Genomic DNA, 17,143 nt, shown 5'->3' with positions numbered 1-17,143 from the left:
AAATGGCTGAATTTCCGACAACGGCACGTGTGGTCATCATCGGCGGGGGCGCGGTGGGCGTGTCGACGCTTTATCACCTCGCGAAGGCGGGCTGGACCGATTGTGTCCTGCTGGAAAAGAACGAGTTGACCGCCGGGTCGACCTGGCACGCGGCGGGTAACTGCCCGAACTTCTCGGGTTCCTGGGCGGTGATGAACATGCAGCGCTATTCGCTTGAGATGTACCGTACCCTGGCCGAAGACGTAGATTATCCGATGAACTATCACGTCACCGGCGCCCTGCGTCTGGGTCACACCAAGGAACGCATGCAGGAGTTTGAGCGAGTCGCCTCCATGGCCCGGTATCAGGGTCTGGAAATGGATATGCTGACCCCGCAAGAGGCGTTGGATTATTATCCCTTCATGGAAACCCACGATCTGATGGGTGTTCTATGGGATCCCCTTGATGGCGACATCGATCCGGCACAGCTGACCCAGGCCATGGCCAAAGGCGCACGCGATCTGGGTGCAAATATCCAGCGTTTCTGCCCCGCCACCGGCGTCAGCCGTGATGGGGACGAATGGGTCGTGCATACCGACAAGGGTGACATCAAGGCCGAATTCGTTGTGAACTGCGCGGGCTATTACGCCAAGCGCGTCGGCGAATGGTTCAAGCCCTATGGTGGGCGCGACGTACCGCTGACCGTCATGTCGCACCAGTATTTCCTGACCGAAGAAATCCCGGAAATCGAGGCCTGGACCAAGGCGAACGGTAAAAAGCTACCGATGATCCGCGACGTAGATACCTCTTATTATCTGCGTCAGGACAAGCATGGCCTAAACCTCGGCCCGTATGAGCGGAACTGCAAGGCGCATTGGGTCACGCCGCAAGATCCGATGCCGCATGATTTCTCGTTCCAGCTCTATCCTGACGATCTTGAGCGGCTGGAATGGTACATTGAGGACGCCATGGGCCGTGTGCCGCTTCTCGGCACCTCCGGCGTTGGCCGTGTGATCAATGGCCCGATCCCCTACGCGCCCGACGGGTTGCCGTTGATGGGCCCGATGCCCGGCGTGAAGAACGCGTTCGAGGCGCACAGCTTCACCTTCGGTATCGTTCAGGCCGGTGGTGCGGGCAAGGTCATGGCCGAGTGGATCACCGAAGGCGAGACCGAGTGGGACATGTGGGCCGTCGACAGCCGCCGCTATACCGAGCACGCGGATTTCGACTTCTGTCTGAAGAAGGCGCTGGAAACCTATGGCCACGAATACGCCATGCATTTCCCGCATCACGAATGGCCCGCAGCGCGGGGCAAGAAACTGTCGCCCAACCATGACCGGCTGGTTGCTGATGGCGGCCAGATGGGGGCCTATAACGGATGGGAGCGGGCCAACTGGTTCGCCAAAGAGGGCGACGACACCTCCGAGGCAGCGACCGAGACCTGGCTGCGCGATGGCCCTTGGGCGAATCGCGTTAAGGAAGAGGTCGAGGCAGTGCGTGATGGCGTTGGTGTCATCGACATGTGCGGTTTCTCGCGTTTCACGCTCACGGGCGAAGGTGCTGCGGAATGGCTGCGCGGGACGGTTGCCGGGGCGCTTCCCAAGGTGGGGCGGATGAACCTGATCTACCTCAGCGACAATCGCGGCCGCATCCTGACCGAGATGTCCTGCATCCGTCATGGCGAAGATGATTTTACGCTGATGACCGCAGCGGTCGCGCAGTGGCACGATTTCGAACTGCTCTGGCGCAACCTGCCCGAGGGGCTGACGCTTACCGATGTGTCGCGTGACTACACGACGATGCTGGTCACCGGTCCGAAGTCGCGCGACCTGTTTGCAAGCCTCTCCGATGCCGATCTGAGCGCAAGCTGGCTCAGCCTGCAATCCGCCACGGTTGCCGGGCATGAGGCTATATTGGCCCGAGTGTCCTTTGTCGGCGAGTTGGGCTGGGAGGTGCATGTCGCAACCCAAAATGCGGCCGAGGTCTATGCCGCTATCCGCGATGCCGGTGCGACACCCTTTGGCATGTATGCGCTCGATTCCATGCGGATCGAAAAGGGATACCGGACCTGGAAGGGTGATCTGTCGACGGATTATTCGATGCTGGAAGCAGGCCTCGGTCGCTTCGTCAAACTCGACAAGCCGCAGGATTTTCCCGGCAAGGCCGCGTTGCTGTCGGAAAAACAGCAAGGCTCCAAGAAAGGCTTCGTCACGCTGGTCATCGATGCGGGCGATGCTGACGCGCCTTATATGTCGACCGTGTTCAAGGGTGATGAGGTGGTGGGCGAGACCACATCCGGCAACTATGGCTATCGCGTGAACAAGTCGATCGCGCTGGGCGTGGTGCGTGCCGAATTGGCCGCGCCGGGCACCGAGCTTGAGGTGGAGATCTACGGCGAGCGCCGCAAGGCCATCGTGCAGACGGATGCGCCGCTCTGGGATCCAGAAAACGAGCGACTGCGCGCATGACAGCACCCGTGACTATGTCCGGCGTCCATCTGACCCGCCATGGCGGGCCGAAGGCGCTGGAATGGCGCGAGGATATTCCTGTTCCGGTCCCCGGACCGGGGCAGGTTCTGGTTCGGGTGGCCGCGGCCGGGGTCAACAACACCGATATCAATACGCGGGTGGGCTGGTATTCCTCGGATGTCACCGGCGCCACCGATGCGGTTGATCAAGATGTCGAGGCGGGCGGTTGGGGCGGTGCCTTGGCCTTCCCGCGCATTCAGGGCGGCGATCTGTGCGGAATTGTAGAACAGGTCGGGCCGGAGACTGGTTTTGAACCCGGTCAGCGGGTGACCTGCCCGATCAACCTGCCACGCCCAAGCCCCGGAAATCCGCAGGGCTTCATCGCCCTGGGTTCCGAGATCGACGGGGCCTTTGCGCAATATTGCCTGGTCGAGGCGGGTGACCTCTATGACGTCACCGCAGCGCCCCTCTCGGACATTGAGATCGCCGCCATTCCCTGCGCCTATGGCACGGCAGAAAACCTGCTGACCCGAGCTGGTGTCACGGCGGGCCACAGGGTTCTGGTCACCGGCGCGTCCGGCGGTGTGGGGCTCGCAGCGGTTCAGCTTGCGGCGCTGCACGGGGCCTCGGTGACCGGAGTGACCAGCCCGGTCAAATCCGCGGTGGTCCTGCAAATGGGTGCCAGTGACACGTTTGACCGGGATTCCGTACCGCCGCAGGACAGCTTCGATGCGGTCATCGACGTGGTGGGCGGCCCGGCCTGGCCCGACCTGATCCGCGCTCTCAAACCGAGGGGGCACTACGCGGTCTCGGGCGCGATCGCGGGTCCCATGGTCGAGGCCGATCTGCGCGAGATCTATCTGCGCGACATCACCATTCACGGCTGCACCCATCAGCCACCAGAGGTGTTCGGACGTCTGGTGGCGCTGATGAAGGCGGGTCACGTCAAGCCCCTGGTTTCGAAAACCTATCCGTTGCGCGAGATCACACGCGCGCAGGAGGAGTTTCAGGCGAAGACCCATCCCGGCAAACTGGTGCTGATCCCATGACGGATATCACGCTTCTGGATGGCTCGATCGGGCAGGAACTGGTCAAACGCAGCGGCGATCGCGCGACGCCGCTCTGGTCGACGCAGGTGATGATCGACCACCCGACTCTCGTGGGCGAAGTGCATGCCGACTACTTTCGCGCCGGGGCCACGATAGCCTCCACCAATAGCTACGCGCTGCACCGCAACCGGCTGGAGCGTGTCGGGCTTGAAGGCGAGTTGCTGCATCTGGTCGATACTACCATTTCCCAGGCGCGTCAGGCACGCGATGCCAACGGGTCGGGCCGGATCGCGGGCGTGCTGGGGCCGCTGCTGGCCTCCTATCGCCCGGATCTGCATCCGCCCGTGGATCTGGCAAAAGAGAGATATGGCGAGCTGGTGGCGCGGATGCGCGATCATGTGGACCTGTTTCTGCTCGAAACAGTGTCCTCTCTGCTTGAGGCCGAGGGCGCGCTTTTGGGCACCGAGGGCTGCGGCAGGCCGGTCTGGCTGGCCCTGACCGTCAAGGATGAAGACGGCACGCACCTGCGGTCGGGCGAAGACCTCGCAGACATTGCCCCGCTTGTTACACGTTTCGAACCCGACGCGCTGCTGATCAACTGTTCCCGCCCCGAGGCGATTCCGGCAGCGCTTGACCGGATCAAGGGTATTGGAAAACCCTTTGGCGCCTATGCCAACGGTTTCACCCGGATTTCCGAGGCGTTTCTGACGGAGGCGCCTACGGTCGATGCGCTGGAACACAGACAGGACCTTGGCCCCACCGCATACGCCGATCACGCCATGGGCTGGGTCGCGCAAGGTGCCACGATTGTCGGCGGCTGTTGTGAGGTCGGCCCGGACAATATCGCTGAACTGGCCCGAAGGCTGCGCGCCGCTGGCCACCAGATCGTTTAGAGGCGGCGGGAATGGCGGGCGAAACGAACCAACAGCCACGCGTGATCCATTTCGATGTGATCGTCGCGGATGGATTCGTTCTGACCGAGGTCGCCGGTGTGGTCGATGTGATCCGAACCGCCAACAGGGTCTTCCCCAAAGCGCAGTTCACATGGCTCTATCGGTCGCGCCGCGGCGGGCCCGTGTCGTGCCGCGCGGGCGCGCGTGTCGAGACCGAAAAGACCGACCGCAACGCCAATGCGGATTATGTCTTCGTGATCGGCAATGCCGATCCTGATCACCCGGACCTGTCGCTGGGGCGCATCGTGCAGGATTATACCTATCGCGGTGCGCAGGTGTTCCTGCTGGCAGAAGCGGCGACGCGTTATATCCGCGAGTTTGGCGGCCAGTCGGGGCAGCACACCACCCATTGGGAAAACTCCTTCATCCTGCGGGAACGGATGGAGCCGTTTGACGCCCGCCACGCGCTGGCCGCGCAGGTGGGGCAAGTGGTGACCTGTGCGGGTATGGGATCGACCATCGACGTGACGCTGGAACTGATCGGGCGGCATATGTCCAGCGCGGCGATGATGACGGTGTCCGACATCTTTCTGCATGAGCGGGTGCGCGACTATGCCTCTCCGCAACCCTATTCCGGCATCAAATCAACCACCACCGGCGATGAGAAGCTGGATCAGTGTATCAAGATCATGCAGGCCAATATCGAAGAGCCGATTGCAATTCATGAACTCGTTGGCACTTTGGGCCTGTCAAACCGATCGCTGGAACGCAAGTTCAAAACCTTTCTGGGGGCCACTCCCAACGGGTTCTATCGTGAGATGCGCCTGACCAAGGCCAACAATCTGCTGCTCAACACCACGATGAGCATCCGCGAGATCGGGCTGGCCTGCGGGTTTCCGAACGGGTTTTCTGGCATTTACAAGAGCTTCTTCGGCGTCACCCCGTTTGCGATCCGTCGCCGCCGCCGGAGCCCGGATCATCCCTGATTTCCGGCAAAGCTTGACGCTTTTTACAGGTTTTCCGCCGCATACCCGTGGCAAGACAGGCGCAACGGCAGAATCGGAGGTAAAACCATGGCAGATCTTCCCAGCAAGGCGCGTGTTGTCATCATCGGGGGTGGCGTGATCGGGTGTTCGGTCGCGTATCACCTGACCAAAAAGGGCTGGAGCGATGTTGTGCTGCTGGAACGCAAGCAGTTGACCTCTGGCACCACATGGCACGCGGCTGGTCTGATCGCGCAGCTGCGCGCGACCGCCAACATGACCAAGCTGGCGAAATACAGTCAGGAACTCTATGGCTCGCTGGAAGAAGAGACTGGTGTAGCAACCGGCTTCAAGCGCTGCGGCTCAATCACCGTCGCGCTCACCGAAGAACGTAAGGAAGAGATCTATCGCCAGGCCGCCATGGCGCGCGCCTTTGGTGTCGAGGTCGAAGAAATCTCCAACGAGCGCGTGCAGGAGCTCTATCCGCATATCAACCTCGACGACGTCAAGGGCGCGGTCTATCTGCCGCTGGACGGGCAGGGTGATCCGGCCAATATCGCGCTGGCCCTTGCCAAGGGCGCACGCCAGTGCGGTGCCTTTGTCAAGGAACGCACCAAGGTGACCGAGATCGTCAAATCCGGGCGCAGGGTCACCGGCGTTGACTGGGTATCGGATGATGGCAGCGCCTCGGGCCATATCGAATGCGACATGGTGGTGAACTGCGCTGGCATGTGGGGCCATGAAGTGGGCCGCATGGCGGGTGTGAACGTGCCGCTGCATGCCTGCGAGCATTTCTATATCGTCACCGAAAACATCGAAGGGATGACCCAGTTGCCCGTGCTGCGGGTGCCGGATGAATACGCCTACTACAAGGAAGACGCGGGTAAGATCCTGCTGGGTGCATTTGAGCCCGAGTCTAAGCCCTGGGCGATGGACGGTATTCCGGACTCGTTCGAATTCGACCAGCTGCAGGAGGATTTCGATCACTTCGAACCGATCCTGGAAAAGGCGGTGGAACGCGTGCCACTGCTGGCCGAGGCAGGCATTCACACTTTCTTCAACGGTCCTGAGAGCTTTACTCCAGATGATGCCTATCATCTCGGACTCGCGCCCGAGATGGACAATGTCTGGGTTGCCGCCGGGTTCAACTCGATCGGTATCCAGTCTGCGGGTGGTGCCGGTATGGCACTGGCGGAATGGATGGATACGGGCGAGAAACCCTTTGATCTGGGTGACGTGGATATCAGCCGGATGCAGCCGTTTCAGGGCAACAAACAGTACCTCTTCGAACGCTCCAAGGAAACGCTGGGCCTGCTCTACGCCGACCACTTCCCCTATCGCCAGAAAGCCACCGCGCGCGGCGTGCGCCGTACACCCTTCCATCACCACCTGTTGGAGCACGGCGCGGTCATGGGCGAGCTTGCTGGCTGGGAACGCGCAAACTGGTTCGCCAATGCCGGGCAGGAGCGGGAATACCAGTATAGCTGGAAGCGCCAGAACTGGTTCGAAAATTCCGCCGCCGAACATCGCGCGATCCGCGAGAATGTGGGCATGTATGACATGTCCTCTTTCGGTAAGATCCGGGTCGAAGGGCCGGATGCCGAGGCGTTTATGAACTATGTGGGCGGCGGCGACTATTCGGTGCCCACGGGCAAGATCGTCTATACCCAGCTCCTCAACCGCTCCGGCGGGATCGAGGCGGATGTGACCGTCACCCGCCTGAGCGAGCTGGCCTATCTGGTCGTCACCCCGGCGGCCACCCGTCTGGCCGACCAAACCTGGATGGAACGCCACAAGGGCGATTTCAACGTTGTCATCACCGATTTGACCGCAGGCGAAGGCGTGCTGGCAGTGATGGGCCCGAACGCCCGGAAACTGCTGCAAAAGGTCTCGCCTGGCGATTTCTCGAACGAGGTGAACCCGTTTGGCACCGCACAGGAGGTCGAGATCGGCATGGGTCTGGCCCGCGTTCACCGCGTGACCTATGTGGGCGAGCTGGGCTGGGAGGTCTATGTCTCGTCCGATATGGCCGGGCATGTGTTTGAAACCCTGCACGAGGCCGGACAGGACATGGGCCTGAAGCTTTGCGGGATGCACATGATGGACAGCGCCCGGATCGAAAAGGGCTTCCGCCATTTCGGCCATGACATCACCTGTGAGGACCACGTGGTCGATGCGGGCCTCGGGTTTGCCGTCAAGGCCAACAAGCCTGCCGACTTCATCGGCAAGCAGGCGGTGATTGAGCGCAAGGAAAACGGCCCCAAGAACCGATTGGTGCAGTTCAAGCTGACCGACGCCGAGCCGCTCCTGTTCCACAACGAACCGATCCTGCGTGATGGTGAATATGTGGGCTATCTGAGCTCTGGCAACTATGGCCATACGCTGGGGGCTGCTGTTGGTCTGGGCTATGTCCCTTGTGAGGGTGAAAAGGCCGCTGACGTGCTGGCCTCGACCTACGAGATCGACGTGTGTGGTGTGAAGGTAAAGGCTGAAGCCTCGCTCAAGCCGATGTATGATCCCAAATCGGAACGGGTCAAAGCGTGATATCCGGGGTCGGGGCTCTGCCAGACACGCCATGCAGCGGTGTCCCGACCCATCAGAATCCGTGATGAGCAACCTCACAGATATGAGTGTTTCCTTTGACCGGTGACCTGCCCTAAACACGGCTGGTATCATCCGGAGACCGGCCATGGCATTGACAGCATCTCCTGTCGAAGACGTCGACACGCCAAAGGGGCTGACGCTTGCGATCACTGCTTATGTGATGTGGGGGTTTCTGCCGCTTTATATGAAGCTGATGGCGCATATTCCCCCGGTCGAGATCGTCGCCCATCGCATCATCTGGTCGGTGCCGATTGCGGGGCTGCTGCTGGTGGCGCTGGGACGCACCCGCGACCTGAAGGCGGCGCTGAGCAATCCGCGGATGCTGGGCATGGCCTGTCTGACGGCCGCGCTGATCTCGGTCAATTGGGCGATTTATGTCTGGGCGATTGCCAGCGGCAACGCGCTGGACGCCGCCCTTGGCTACTACATCAACCCGCTCTTCAGCATTGCGCTGGCATCGCTGCTGCTGCGCGAGCCACTCACCCGCACCCAATGGGCGGCGGTGTTGCTGGCTGCTCTGGGCGTGGCGGTGCTTATTTTTGAAGCCGGAGAGCTGCCCTGGGCGGCGCTGGGCCTGATGGTCAGCTGGGGGTTTTATGCCTTCTTCAAGAAATCCCTGCCGATCGGTCCCAACCAGGGCTTCCTGCTGGAGGTGCTGATCCTGCTGATCCCGGCCCTGGCCTATGTCACCTGGCTGGGGGCTGCGGGAACGGGTCATTTCGGGCTGCTGTCGACCGACACATCCTTGCTGCTTGGCGCCGGGCTGGTGACTGCGGTGCCGCTGCTGGTCTATGCAAACGGGGCCAAGCTGGTGCGACTCTCGACCATCGGCATCCTGCAATATATCGCGCCAACGATGATCTTTCTGACCGCGATTTTGGTCTTTGGCGAGCAGATGGACACGGCCCGTATGATCGCCTTTCCCCTGATCTGGGCAGCTCTGGTCGTCTATTCGATCCCGCTGGTCCGTCAACTGCGCGCGCGGAGCTGATCGCGGATTACTTGCACGATCTGCTCGGCCCAGAGATCATAGAGCCGCGCGCCGGGATGGTATCCGTCCTGTGCTGCCAGCGACGGGTCATCCGGCAGGTCATGTGACAGGTGGTGAGCCTGCGGAAATTCCCGAGTGAGGGCATGTAACCCCTTGTCCAGCCGGGCGGCTTGCCGACCCAACACCCAGGCCAGCGGTTGCGGAAGGGCCGGAAAGTGCTCCATCTGCGGGACGCCTGAGACCACCACGCAGCGCGTCTGCAACGGGCCGGTCAGATGCGCCAGCAACGCGCGCTGCTGCGCCACAAATTGCGCCCGTGTTCGCCCTCGGGTCACGTCATTAACACCCAACGCGGTCACGGCCACGTCCACCTGTTCCTGGGACTTTTGTAAGCGGTCCAGCGTGTCTCGGGTTGTGTGGCCGGTGGTGGCCTCCAATCGCCAGTCGACGGTGAAGTCGCGCGCAAGTCTCGCAACGATCTGACCGGACAGCGCCTGATCTTGTGTCGTCACACCCACCCCGGCTGCCGAGCTGTCACCCGCGATCAGCAGGCGCAGCGGCGGTCCGTCGCCTGCGCGACCAGCGCGTGCGCCGACAGGCTCGGGCAGTAGTTGTGTTTTGCGCCGCACCATGAGGCCTTGCGCCAGCAGCACAGGCACCAGCGGCAGGCGCAGGATCTGATCCGGCGCGATCAGGACAGCGCCTCTCGGAAATGCAGGAACCGCTCATCGGTCATCACCCGCGCATTCATCGCATCGCGCAGGGCACCGACGGTCTTGTAGGGGCGCATGACCACCTCGAAATCCTGAATGAGCCCATCATCGTTCAGCGTGATCAGGTCGACTCCCACCGCATCCAGATCACCGACCTTACACTGAAATTCCAGCGCCCAATCCTTGTCATCGCCCAAGATGCGGCGGTAGCGGAACTCAGTGAACACCTGACCAACATGGCCTAAAACTGCGGCCACCGGTGCGCGGCCTGTCCAGGTCTTGTAGTAGGTTGGTGGCTGGAACCGAACATCCTCGGCCAATATCCCGGCGATCAGTGTTTCGTCACCTTTTGCGATGATCTCCTGCAATCTGGTGATGGTTGGATGCATGATTTCTCCTCTTTTTTGCAGCAAGCCTTGCGGATGTCCTGCCCGCAGGCAAGGACGACGTTGCGGGAGCGTTGTGGCTGCGATAGGCAGGCGCGCATGTCCGAGAGTTACGATCCCCCGCAGACCGCACTTGATATACTGCATGAAGACGCGCAACTGATTGTCGTTAACAAGCCTGCAGGGCTGCTCTCCGTGCCGGGCAAGGGCGCGCATCTGGCAGATTGCCTGCTGAGCCGGGTGCAGGCCGCCTTTCCGCAGGCGCTTCTGGTGCATCGGCTGGATCGGGATACCTCCGGCGTCATGGTCTTTGCCCAGACGCCCCATGCGCAGCGCCATCTGGGGCTGCAATTCGAGAAACGCCAGACGCGCAAGACCTATGTGGCGCGGGTCTGGGGCAGTTTGGAGCCCAAGACCGGCACGGTCGATCTGCCGCTGATCGTCGACTGGCCCAACCGGCCGAAACAGATGGTCTGCCATGAGACCGGCAAGCCCGCCACGACCGATTGGCGCGTCCTGCGCCATGAGGGCAAGACCACCCGCGTGCGGTTGATGCCCAAAACAGGCCGCTCGCATCAGCTCAGGGTGCATATGCTGGCGCTGGGCCATCCCATCCTGGGCGATCCGTTTTATGCCACCGGCCCGGCGCGGGACCATGAGCGCCTGATGCTGCATTCCGAAGAGCTGCGGCTTAAGAACCCCGAAGGCGGCACCTCGATGAAGTTCCGTGCCAAGCCGGATTTCTGAGCGCTACTTCTGTTCCCAGCTTTCGCGCGCGGCCAGAACCGTCTCGCGCCGTTCCGAGGCCCAGCGGACCAGCGGCATGTAGTGCTGCACAAACTCGCCCCCCAGACCCGTCAGTTCGTAATGCACTTCGATTGGCGGGCCGGGGATGACGGTGCGGGTCAGATAACCGTCACGCTCCAACGCGCGCAGGTTCTCTGTCAGCACGCGCTGGGTGATATCGCCCACGCCCCGCTTGATCTCGGAAAACCGCAAAGACCCTCCTTTCAACGACAGCAGGATCAGCGAGCTCCATTTGCCCATCACGGTGGTCAGGATCGCGCGGATCGGGCACTGTCCGTTTTCATCCATCTTGGTCTCAATGGTCAGCGGCATCGCGGTTCCTTTCAGGATACCAGGTATGGATTTAGTGCGTAATTGACACTTGGTTCCAAATTAATACCTCTATGCGGCATACACTTCAACTCTTGCCGGAGATCCGCCATGACCCCCAAGGAACTCGTATTACAAGCCGTGTCTGCGCTGTTCATCGACTTCGATCCCGAGGCCGCCAAAGAGCTGCTCGCGCCGGACTACATCCAGCACAACCCCGCCGTTCCCACCGGGGCTGCGGCGATCATCGGTTTCATCCCGGCGCTGCAGGAAAGCGGTGTGACTGCAACCATCCACCGGGTGATTGCCGAGGGTGATCTGGTGGTGCTGCACACCACCTATGACAACGCGCAGGCCTTTGGCGCTCAGACACTGGTCGGGTTCGATGTCTTCTGGGTTGAGGATGGCAAGGTGGCCGAGCATTGGGACAATCTGCAGCCTGCGGTGCCCGCCTCAGAGACTGCTAATGGCAATTCCATGACCGACGGGGCGACCGAGGTGACCGACCTGGACAAGACCGCCGAAAACAAGGCGCTTGTTGAAAGCTTCTTGCGCGATGTGCTGAACGGCGCCGCCCCCGAGCGGATCACTGACTATGTCTCGACCGAGACCTACATTCAGCACAACCCGATGATCGGAAACGGCCTTGACGGGCTGGGCGCTGCGCTGGCGGCAATGGCCGAGGCGGGGCAGGTCATGGCCTATACCGACACGCCGATCATCGTGGCCGAGGGCAATTTTGTCTTCGCCGCCTCCGAAGGTGTGCTGGGCGAGACACCCACCGCGTTTTTCGACCTGTTTCGGGTCGAGGACGGCAAGATCGTCGAACATTGGGATACGGTGTCCGAGATCCCGTCAGAGATGGCGCATGAGAACGGCAAGTTCTAGGCGGTTGCGGATCTGTATGGCCTGATCAGAGGCCGCATTCTTGACAAACAAGACCTGTGGGCCTTACGAGGACCACAGGTTCGGGTCCCCTGCCGCTCGCGGCCCTTGGGCTATGGTGAAACCCGATACGACATCATCTGTTGCCACTTTCCGGCGCAGTGACGACAATGCGAGCCTCGTCTTTTCAGATGCGCCCGTTACAGGAAACGAGGCAAGAAATGACTGACAACACTATCGCATCACTCGAAGATCTGAAGGCCCAGGCCAAGCGCCTGCGAGAAAGCCTGCGCGAGGCCGGGACGTCCGTGTCGCATAGCCAGACATTGGAGCTTGTCGCCCGCCAACATGGCGCGCGCGATTGGAACACGCTTTGCGCTCTGGCAGGCAATCGTCTGAAATTACGGGTCGGCGACAGGGTTCAGGGGCACTATCTGGGCCAGCCCTTCGTCGCCGAAATTCGGGGGCTGACCGTCATCGGCGATGGCGGGCATCGCCGGATCACGCTGCATTTCGATGAACCGGTCGACGTCGTGCGCTTTGACAGCTTCTCGTCCTACAGACAGCGTGTCAGCGGCGAAATCGGATGGGACGGGCGTTCAATCCGGCGCACCTCTGATGGCCAGCCGCAACTGGTGGTGCGCCCGACTTGAACGTCTGAGGGAAAGGCTGGCCAAGGCGGACTTAACCGCCTTGGTCCGCTTTACATGGTCATTCGGCCGTCCAGCCGCTGACCGCTTTCACTTCGAGGAAATCCTCGATCCCGAACACCCCACCCTCGCGCCCGTTGCCTGACATCTTCATGCCGCCAAAGGGTGACCCGGCGGCGCGGGACTGGCCGTTCATCTCGACCATGCCCGAGCGCAGCAGGCGCGCCATCCGGTTGGCGCGTTCAGGGTTGCCGGTCTGCACATAGTTGGTCAGCCCATAGGGCGTGTCATTGGCGATCTCGACCGCTTCTTCTTCGGTATCGAAGGGAATCATGGTCAGGACCGGGCCAAAGATTTCCTCGCGCGCGATGGTCATCTGATTGTTGGCATCGGCGAACACTGTCGGTTTGACATAGAACCCCTTGTTGAACCCTTCGGGCCGCCCGGTGCCGCCCGCAACCAGCCGCGCGCCTTCGTCAATGCCGGTCTGGATCAGGTCCTGAATCTTGGTCCATTGCACCTGATTGACCACCGGCCCGATATGGCGACCCTCGTCTGAGGCGCTGCCAACGGCGACTCTTGCCGCAACCTCAACGGCTGTTTCGACGGCCTGATCATAGACCCCGCGCTGCACCAGCATCCGGCTGGGCGCATTGCAGCTCTGGCCGGTGTTGTTCATCATATGCAAAACACCACGTTTGACCGCCTTTTCATCGGCGTCGTCGAACACCAGATTTGCACCTTTGCCGCCCAATTCCAGATGTACCTTCTTGAGCGTATCGGCCGCGTGTTTTGATATCGCCACACCAGCCCGCGCCGACCCGGTGAAGGACACCATATCCACATCCGGATGCCCCGAAAGCTGCGTGCCAACCCCCGGACCATCACCATTGACCAGGTTGAACACGCCGGGCGGGAACCCGACCTCATCCATCATCTCGGCAAAGATCATCGCGTTCAGCGGGCTTTCTTCCGAGGGTTTCAGCACCATGGTGCAGCCCGCCACTGCTGCAGCGCCAACCTTGAGCGTCACCTGGTTCATGGGCCAATTCCAGGGCGTGATCAGGGCTGCGACACCAACCGCCTCGCGGATGATCCGGTCATTGGGCGCATGATCCCCCAAGGGGCTGTCGAAGGAGAAGGCCTTGGCCGCGCGCACGAAATTCTTCAGGTGCCAGATGCCCGCGCCAACCTGCTGGGTTCGCGCCATATCGATCGGCGCGCCCATCTCATGTGACATGGCCTGCGCCAGGTCTTCGCTGCGGGACTGGTAAATCTCGGCCAGCTTTTCGACCAATGCGATTCGTTCAGCGGCCGGGGTGGCCATCCAGCCCGGAAGCGCGGCCTTGGCCGCGGCAACGGCGGCATCCGTATCTGCCTGCGTGCCCAGCGAAATCACCGCGCAGGGTTCTTCGGTCGAGGGATCGATCACGTGATGATCCTGCGGCTTGGTCGGGGCGACCCAGGCCCCGTTGATGTAAAAATCGCGCTTTTCCAGCATGTCTGTTCCTCCGAGGCATATAACCCGACCAATCGGTCGGATATTTGTGCGCACACTGGCACGCCAATCTGCGCGGGGCAAGGCTCTTGGTAGGTTGCGGGGATTTGTGCCGTTTGGCGCAATGATATGGGATGTACTCCCGGGGCAGAGGGGCTAGGCTCTGCGGTGACCGCGAGTCGTCTTTTCAACCCAATGGGAGGCTAGAATGGGTTTACGCATTAACGATACCGTTCCGAATTTCACCGCCGAAACCGATCAGGGAACCGTCCAGTTCCATGACTGGATCGGCGATAGCTGGGCGATCCTGTTTTCGCATCCCAAGGATTTCACACCCGTTTGCACCACCGAATTCTCGGCTGTGGCGCAGCTGAACGACGAATGGGCGGCGCGCAATACCAAGGTGATGGGTGTCTCGGTCGACGGTGTGGAAGATCACAAGAAGTGGAAGAAGGATATCGAGGCCTATGGCAACGCCAATCCCGGCTTCCCGATCATTGCTGATGACGGTCTTGAAGTGTCGAAAGCCTTCGACATGCTGCCTGCCGAGGCTTACCTGCCCGATGGCCGCACCCCGGCTGACAGCGCCACAGTGCGCTCGGTCTTCATCATCGGGCCGGACAAGCAGCTGAAACTGTCGATGACCTATCCGATGACTGTGGGCCGCAACTTTGCCGAGATCCTGCGCGCGCTGGACGGGCTGCAAATGTCGGCCAAGGGCGTGGCAACCCCCGCGAACTGGGTACCGGGTGAAGACGTGATCATTCCGCCGGCGGTCAGCAACGACGAAGCCAAGGAGAAGTTCGGCGAGTTCGAGACGATCTTTCCCTATCTGCGCAAGACCAAGGCGCCGCAATAAGGCAACCGGGCTTGGGGGGCGTCTGCCCCCCAAAGCCTGCTCTCCCCCGAGGATAGTTTCAATCAGATGAAGCTGCGGAACGCTGCGGATGCAGGTGCAGCTTCGCACGGTAGAGCGCGCGCTTGATTTCGCGGGTGAGTTTTTCGCTGGCCGGGACCGTCTTCTGAATGGTCGACCCGCCGATCTGTGCGGCGACCTCCTGATTGCCGGTCCCCATCAGCGCATGCACCGGTTGGCCGGTGATCCAGTGCATCTGCAGGAAGGTATCCACGGGCCGGTCAATCTCTCGCGTGGCGGCCAGCAACCGTTTGGCGGCGTTGAGGCCGACAAACTGGCACTGGCACTGCAGTGCGATTACCCTGGGCAGGATCAGGCGAAGCCCGTCGCGCTCGATCAGCGTTTCGGCAGCCACTTCGCGCTGTTTCACCGGCAGGCGGATATAGTGATCAGGTGTCGCCACCGCATTCAGGATCTCCAGCGCGGTTGCGAATCTGTCCGGGTCGATCTGCAGGTCGTCCTCGCAGGTGATGGCTCCGTCGATCCCTTCGTCGACCATCTTCTGCCAGATGCGCCGATGGCTTTCAAAGACGCCGATTTCGGTTGGCAGCAGGGAAAACGGATAATGCGGCCGGTGCAGGTTGCCCTCATGGCATGTCACATGGGCGATCTGCGCCGGGTCACGGCCCTTTACTGCCTCGATCCATTCCGCCTGCGGCAATTGGGTGCGCAGCAGTTCTGCATTGGGACGGCGCGCAGTGCTGGAGGACATATGGATGATGAAGCTGCGCATGCCTGGCGGGGTCTTTCCGGGGCATCTGCATCGGGTCCCCTATATTTTGTTTTGGTATAGGCAGAAAGCGTGCGTGGTTCAATTCATCCGCCGCACCGGTCGAGCATCGAGCGGCGCTGCCATGCGCAAGGGTGATTTTTCGCCGCTTGAGTGAGATTTTTCAGAATAAGATCGACAGGTTGCGGTGCAGATGTATCATTGCTCACGAGAACGTGTTCTCGCCCGGCGCCTTCAGAGCCGGGATTTCAGAATTAACAAATAAAGGATTCAACCGATGAAACTGAAAGCTGCTTTGATCGGCTCATTCGTTCTGGCCCTCGCTGCCTGTTCGCAGCCCGAGCCGGAACCGGTCTATGTTCAGCCCACCTTTGACAAGGCAGGGAATGCCAGTTGCCCGGGCGGCTATCAGCTTGCCACAACCGAAGCAGGCGCGACGGTCTGCTCGCCGATTACCCAGTAATCCGTTCCGCAGGTGGCCGTTTCAGGCCGCCTGCATCCGCGACGCGATCTGCCCCTCGCGCGCCGCGTGAGGTTGCGCTATGACAGCGCCATGTCACAGATTGAATCGCTCTTCGTCACCCGCCTGTATCGTGCTGCCCTGTCCGAATTCGAACCTCGAATCGATGCGGGCGAGCTGGAATCCTCCTGCGTCGTCATTGCCGAGGATGATGAGGCCGGGCAGGACTGGTGCGAGGCGAACGGCTATCCCGGCTACACGTCCTATGCGTCGCTGACCGATCTGCCCTGGCGGTTCCCGATCTTCGCCGATCTGGTCAAGGTGCTGGATGCCCATGTGGCGGCATTTACGCAGGATTTGGAGTTCGATCTGGATGACCGGGCGCTGAAGCTGGAAGATCTGTGGATCAATATCCTGCCCGAGGGCGGGATGCATGCCAGCCATATCCACCCGCACAGCGTGATCTCGGGCACCACCTATGTGGCGATGCCCAAGGGTGTCAGCGCGCTGAAGCTGGAAGATCCCCGCTCGGCCCGGATGATGGCCTCCCCGGTGCGCCGCAAGGAGGCGCGGCGCGAGTTGCAGCCTTTCATCTATGTCAAACCCGAGGTGGGGGACGTCCTGCTATGGGAAAGCTGGCTGCGCCACGAAGTGCCGATGAACATGGCCGAAGAAGAGCGGATCAGCGTCAGCTTCAATTATCGCTGGGACTGAGGCAGCGTGCCGCAGCGGGTTGATAGCGCCGCTTGATTGCTCTGGCGAAAATACGCGTTCCCATATACTCCAAGGCCCTGTGACGTAGCTCCGTCAAAGGGTTTGCAT

18 protein-coding genes are annotated in these 17,143 nt (G+C 61.2%); 13 read left to right on the top strand and 5 right to left on the bottom strand.

Annotation, left to right across the window (positions count from 1 at the left end; all coding sequences use genetic code 11):
* Positions 1 to 2: 2 nt before the first annotated feature.
* The 6 genes from Q5Y75_RS10690 (at position 3) to rarD (ending at position 8,967) form a co-directional block, all read left to right on the top strand.
* Positions 3 to 2,447 (top strand): GcvT family protein, encoded by a 2,445-nt coding sequence (locus Q5Y75_RS10690; RefSeq protein WP_306197085.1) that lies wholly within the window; start codon positions 3 to 5, stop codon positions 2,445 to 2,447.
* A complete protein-coding gene (locus tag Q5Y75_RS10685; protein WP_306197083.1) occupies positions 2,444 to 3,496 on the top strand; it encodes a zinc-binding dehydrogenase in 1,053 nt (350 codons plus the stop codon). The genes Q5Y75_RS10690 and Q5Y75_RS10685 overlap by 4 nt, the downstream gene beginning before the upstream one ends.
* On the top strand, positions 3,493 to 4,389 hold the full coding sequence (locus Q5Y75_RS10680; protein ID WP_306197081.1) for a homocysteine S-methyltransferase family protein: 897 nt from the start codon (positions 3,493 to 3,495) through the stop codon (positions 4,387 to 4,389). The genes Q5Y75_RS10685 and Q5Y75_RS10680 overlap by 4 nt, the downstream gene beginning before the upstream one ends.
* Positions 4,390 to 4,400: 11 nt before the next feature.
* The gene (locus Q5Y75_RS10675) at positions 4,401 to 5,375 is read left to right on the top strand and encodes a GlxA family transcriptional regulator (RefSeq protein ID WP_306197079.1); all 975 of its coding nucleotides are present in this window, start codon (positions 4,401 to 4,403) and stop codon (positions 5,373 to 5,375) included.
* A gap of 87 nt (positions 5,376 to 5,462) precedes the next feature.
* Positions 5,463 to 7,916, top strand: a complete 2,454-nt coding sequence (locus tag Q5Y75_RS10670; protein ID WP_306197078.1) for a GcvT family protein — start codon at positions 5,463 to 5,465, stop codon at positions 7,914 to 7,916.
* Positions 7,917 to 8,061: 145 nt separating this feature from the next.
* Positions 8,062 to 8,967, top strand: coding sequence for an EamA family transporter RarD (rarD, locus tag Q5Y75_RS10665; RefSeq protein WP_306197076.1), 906 nt, complete (start codon positions 8,062 to 8,064; stop codon positions 8,965 to 8,967).
* On the opposite strand, the gene Q5Y75_RS10660 is transcribed toward rarD, so the two are convergent.
* Together Q5Y75_RS10660 and Q5Y75_RS10655 are read right to left on the bottom strand one after the other, a co-directional pair.
* Entirely contained in the window at positions 8,946 to 9,599 is a 654-nt protein-coding gene (locus Q5Y75_RS10660) for an SGNH/GDSL hydrolase family protein (protein WP_306197074.1), read from the bottom strand. The genes rarD and Q5Y75_RS10660 overlap by 22 nt on opposite strands.
* 59 nt (positions 9,600 to 9,658) lie before the next feature.
* Positions 9,659 to 10,069: a nuclear transport factor 2 family protein gene (locus tag Q5Y75_RS10655; RefSeq protein WP_306197072.1), complete on the bottom strand. Its 411-nt coding sequence runs from the start codon at positions 10,067 to 10,069 to the stop codon at positions 9,659 to 9,661.
* 96 nt (positions 10,070 to 10,165) lie between these two features.
* Here Q5Y75_RS10655 and Q5Y75_RS10650 point away from each other — a divergent pair, with 96 nt between their 5' ends.
* A complete protein-coding gene (locus Q5Y75_RS10650; protein ID WP_306197070.1) occupies positions 10,166 to 10,813 on the top strand; it encodes an RluA family pseudouridine synthase in 648 nt (215 codons plus the stop codon).
* Positions 10,814 to 10,816: 3 nt separating this feature from the next.
* Here Q5Y75_RS10650 and Q5Y75_RS10645 read toward each other — a convergent pair whose 3' ends face one another.
* The gene (locus Q5Y75_RS10645; RefSeq protein ID WP_306197068.1) at positions 10,817 to 11,185 is read right to left on the bottom strand and encodes a winged helix-turn-helix transcriptional regulator; all 369 of its coding nucleotides are present in this window, start codon (positions 11,183 to 11,185) and stop codon (positions 10,817 to 10,819) included.
* A gap of 108 nt (positions 11,186 to 11,293) precedes the next feature.
* Between Q5Y75_RS10645 and Q5Y75_RS10640 the strand changes: the two genes are divergently transcribed.
* Positions 11,294 to 12,070, top strand: coding sequence for a nuclear transport factor 2 family protein (locus tag Q5Y75_RS10640; RefSeq protein ID WP_306197066.1), 777 nt, complete (start codon positions 11,294 to 11,296; stop codon positions 12,068 to 12,070).
* 218 nt (positions 12,071 to 12,288) lie between these two features.
* A complete protein-coding gene (locus Q5Y75_RS10635) occupies positions 12,289 to 12,720 on the top strand; it encodes a glyoxalase superfamily protein (protein ID WP_306197064.1) in 432 nt (143 codons plus the stop codon).
* 58 nt (positions 12,721 to 12,778) lie between these two features.
* On the opposite strand, the gene Q5Y75_RS10630 is transcribed toward Q5Y75_RS10635, so the two are convergent.
* A complete protein-coding gene (locus Q5Y75_RS10630) occupies positions 12,779 to 14,218 on the bottom strand; it encodes an aldehyde dehydrogenase family protein (RefSeq protein WP_306197062.1) in 1,440 nt (479 codons plus the stop codon).
* Positions 14,219 to 14,423: 205 nt separating this feature from the next.
* Between Q5Y75_RS10630 and Q5Y75_RS10625 the strand changes: the two genes are divergently transcribed.
* The gene (locus Q5Y75_RS10625; RefSeq protein WP_306197060.1) at positions 14,424 to 15,074 is read left to right on the top strand and encodes a peroxiredoxin; all 651 of its coding nucleotides are present in this window, start codon (positions 14,424 to 14,426) and stop codon (positions 15,072 to 15,074) included.
* 58 nt (positions 15,075 to 15,132) lie between these two features.
* Here Q5Y75_RS10625 and Q5Y75_RS10620 read toward each other — a convergent pair whose 3' ends face one another.
* Positions 15,133 to 15,864, bottom strand: coding sequence for a glycosyltransferase family 25 protein (locus tag Q5Y75_RS10620; protein WP_306197058.1), 732 nt, complete (start codon positions 15,862 to 15,864; stop codon positions 15,133 to 15,135).
* Between Q5Y75_RS10620 and Q5Y75_RS10615 the strand changes: the two genes are divergently transcribed.
* From Q5Y75_RS10615 to Q5Y75_RS10605, 3 genes are all read left to right on the top strand, one after another.
* Positions 15,848 to 16,018, top strand: a complete 171-nt coding sequence (locus Q5Y75_RS10615) for a hypothetical protein (RefSeq protein ID WP_306197057.1) — start codon at positions 15,848 to 15,850, stop codon at positions 16,016 to 16,018. The two genes, Q5Y75_RS10620 and Q5Y75_RS10615, sit on opposite strands and share 17 nt — an antisense overlap.
* Before the next feature lie 120 nt (positions 16,019 to 16,138).
* The gene (locus Q5Y75_RS10610; protein WP_306197055.1) at positions 16,139 to 16,324 is read left to right on the top strand and encodes a hypothetical protein; all 186 of its coding nucleotides are present in this window, start codon (positions 16,139 to 16,141) and stop codon (positions 16,322 to 16,324) included.
* A gap of 90 nt (positions 16,325 to 16,414) precedes the next feature.
* Complete coding sequence (locus Q5Y75_RS10605; RefSeq protein WP_306197053.1) at positions 16,415 to 17,035, top strand: 2OG-Fe(II) oxygenase family protein; 621 nt, start codon at positions 16,415 to 16,417, stop codon at positions 17,033 to 17,035.
* Positions 17,036 to 17,143 lie beyond the last annotated feature (108 nt).

The sequence above is a fragment of the Ruegeria discodermiae genome (assembly GCF_030758345.1).
In the GTDB taxonomy this organism is placed as follows: Bacteria; Pseudomonadota; Alphaproteobacteria; order Rhodobacterales; family Rhodobacteraceae; genus Ruegeria_C.
The sequence above is the reverse complement of the archived record's forward strand: the minus strand, read 5'-3'. Positions and strand labels throughout refer to the sequence as shown.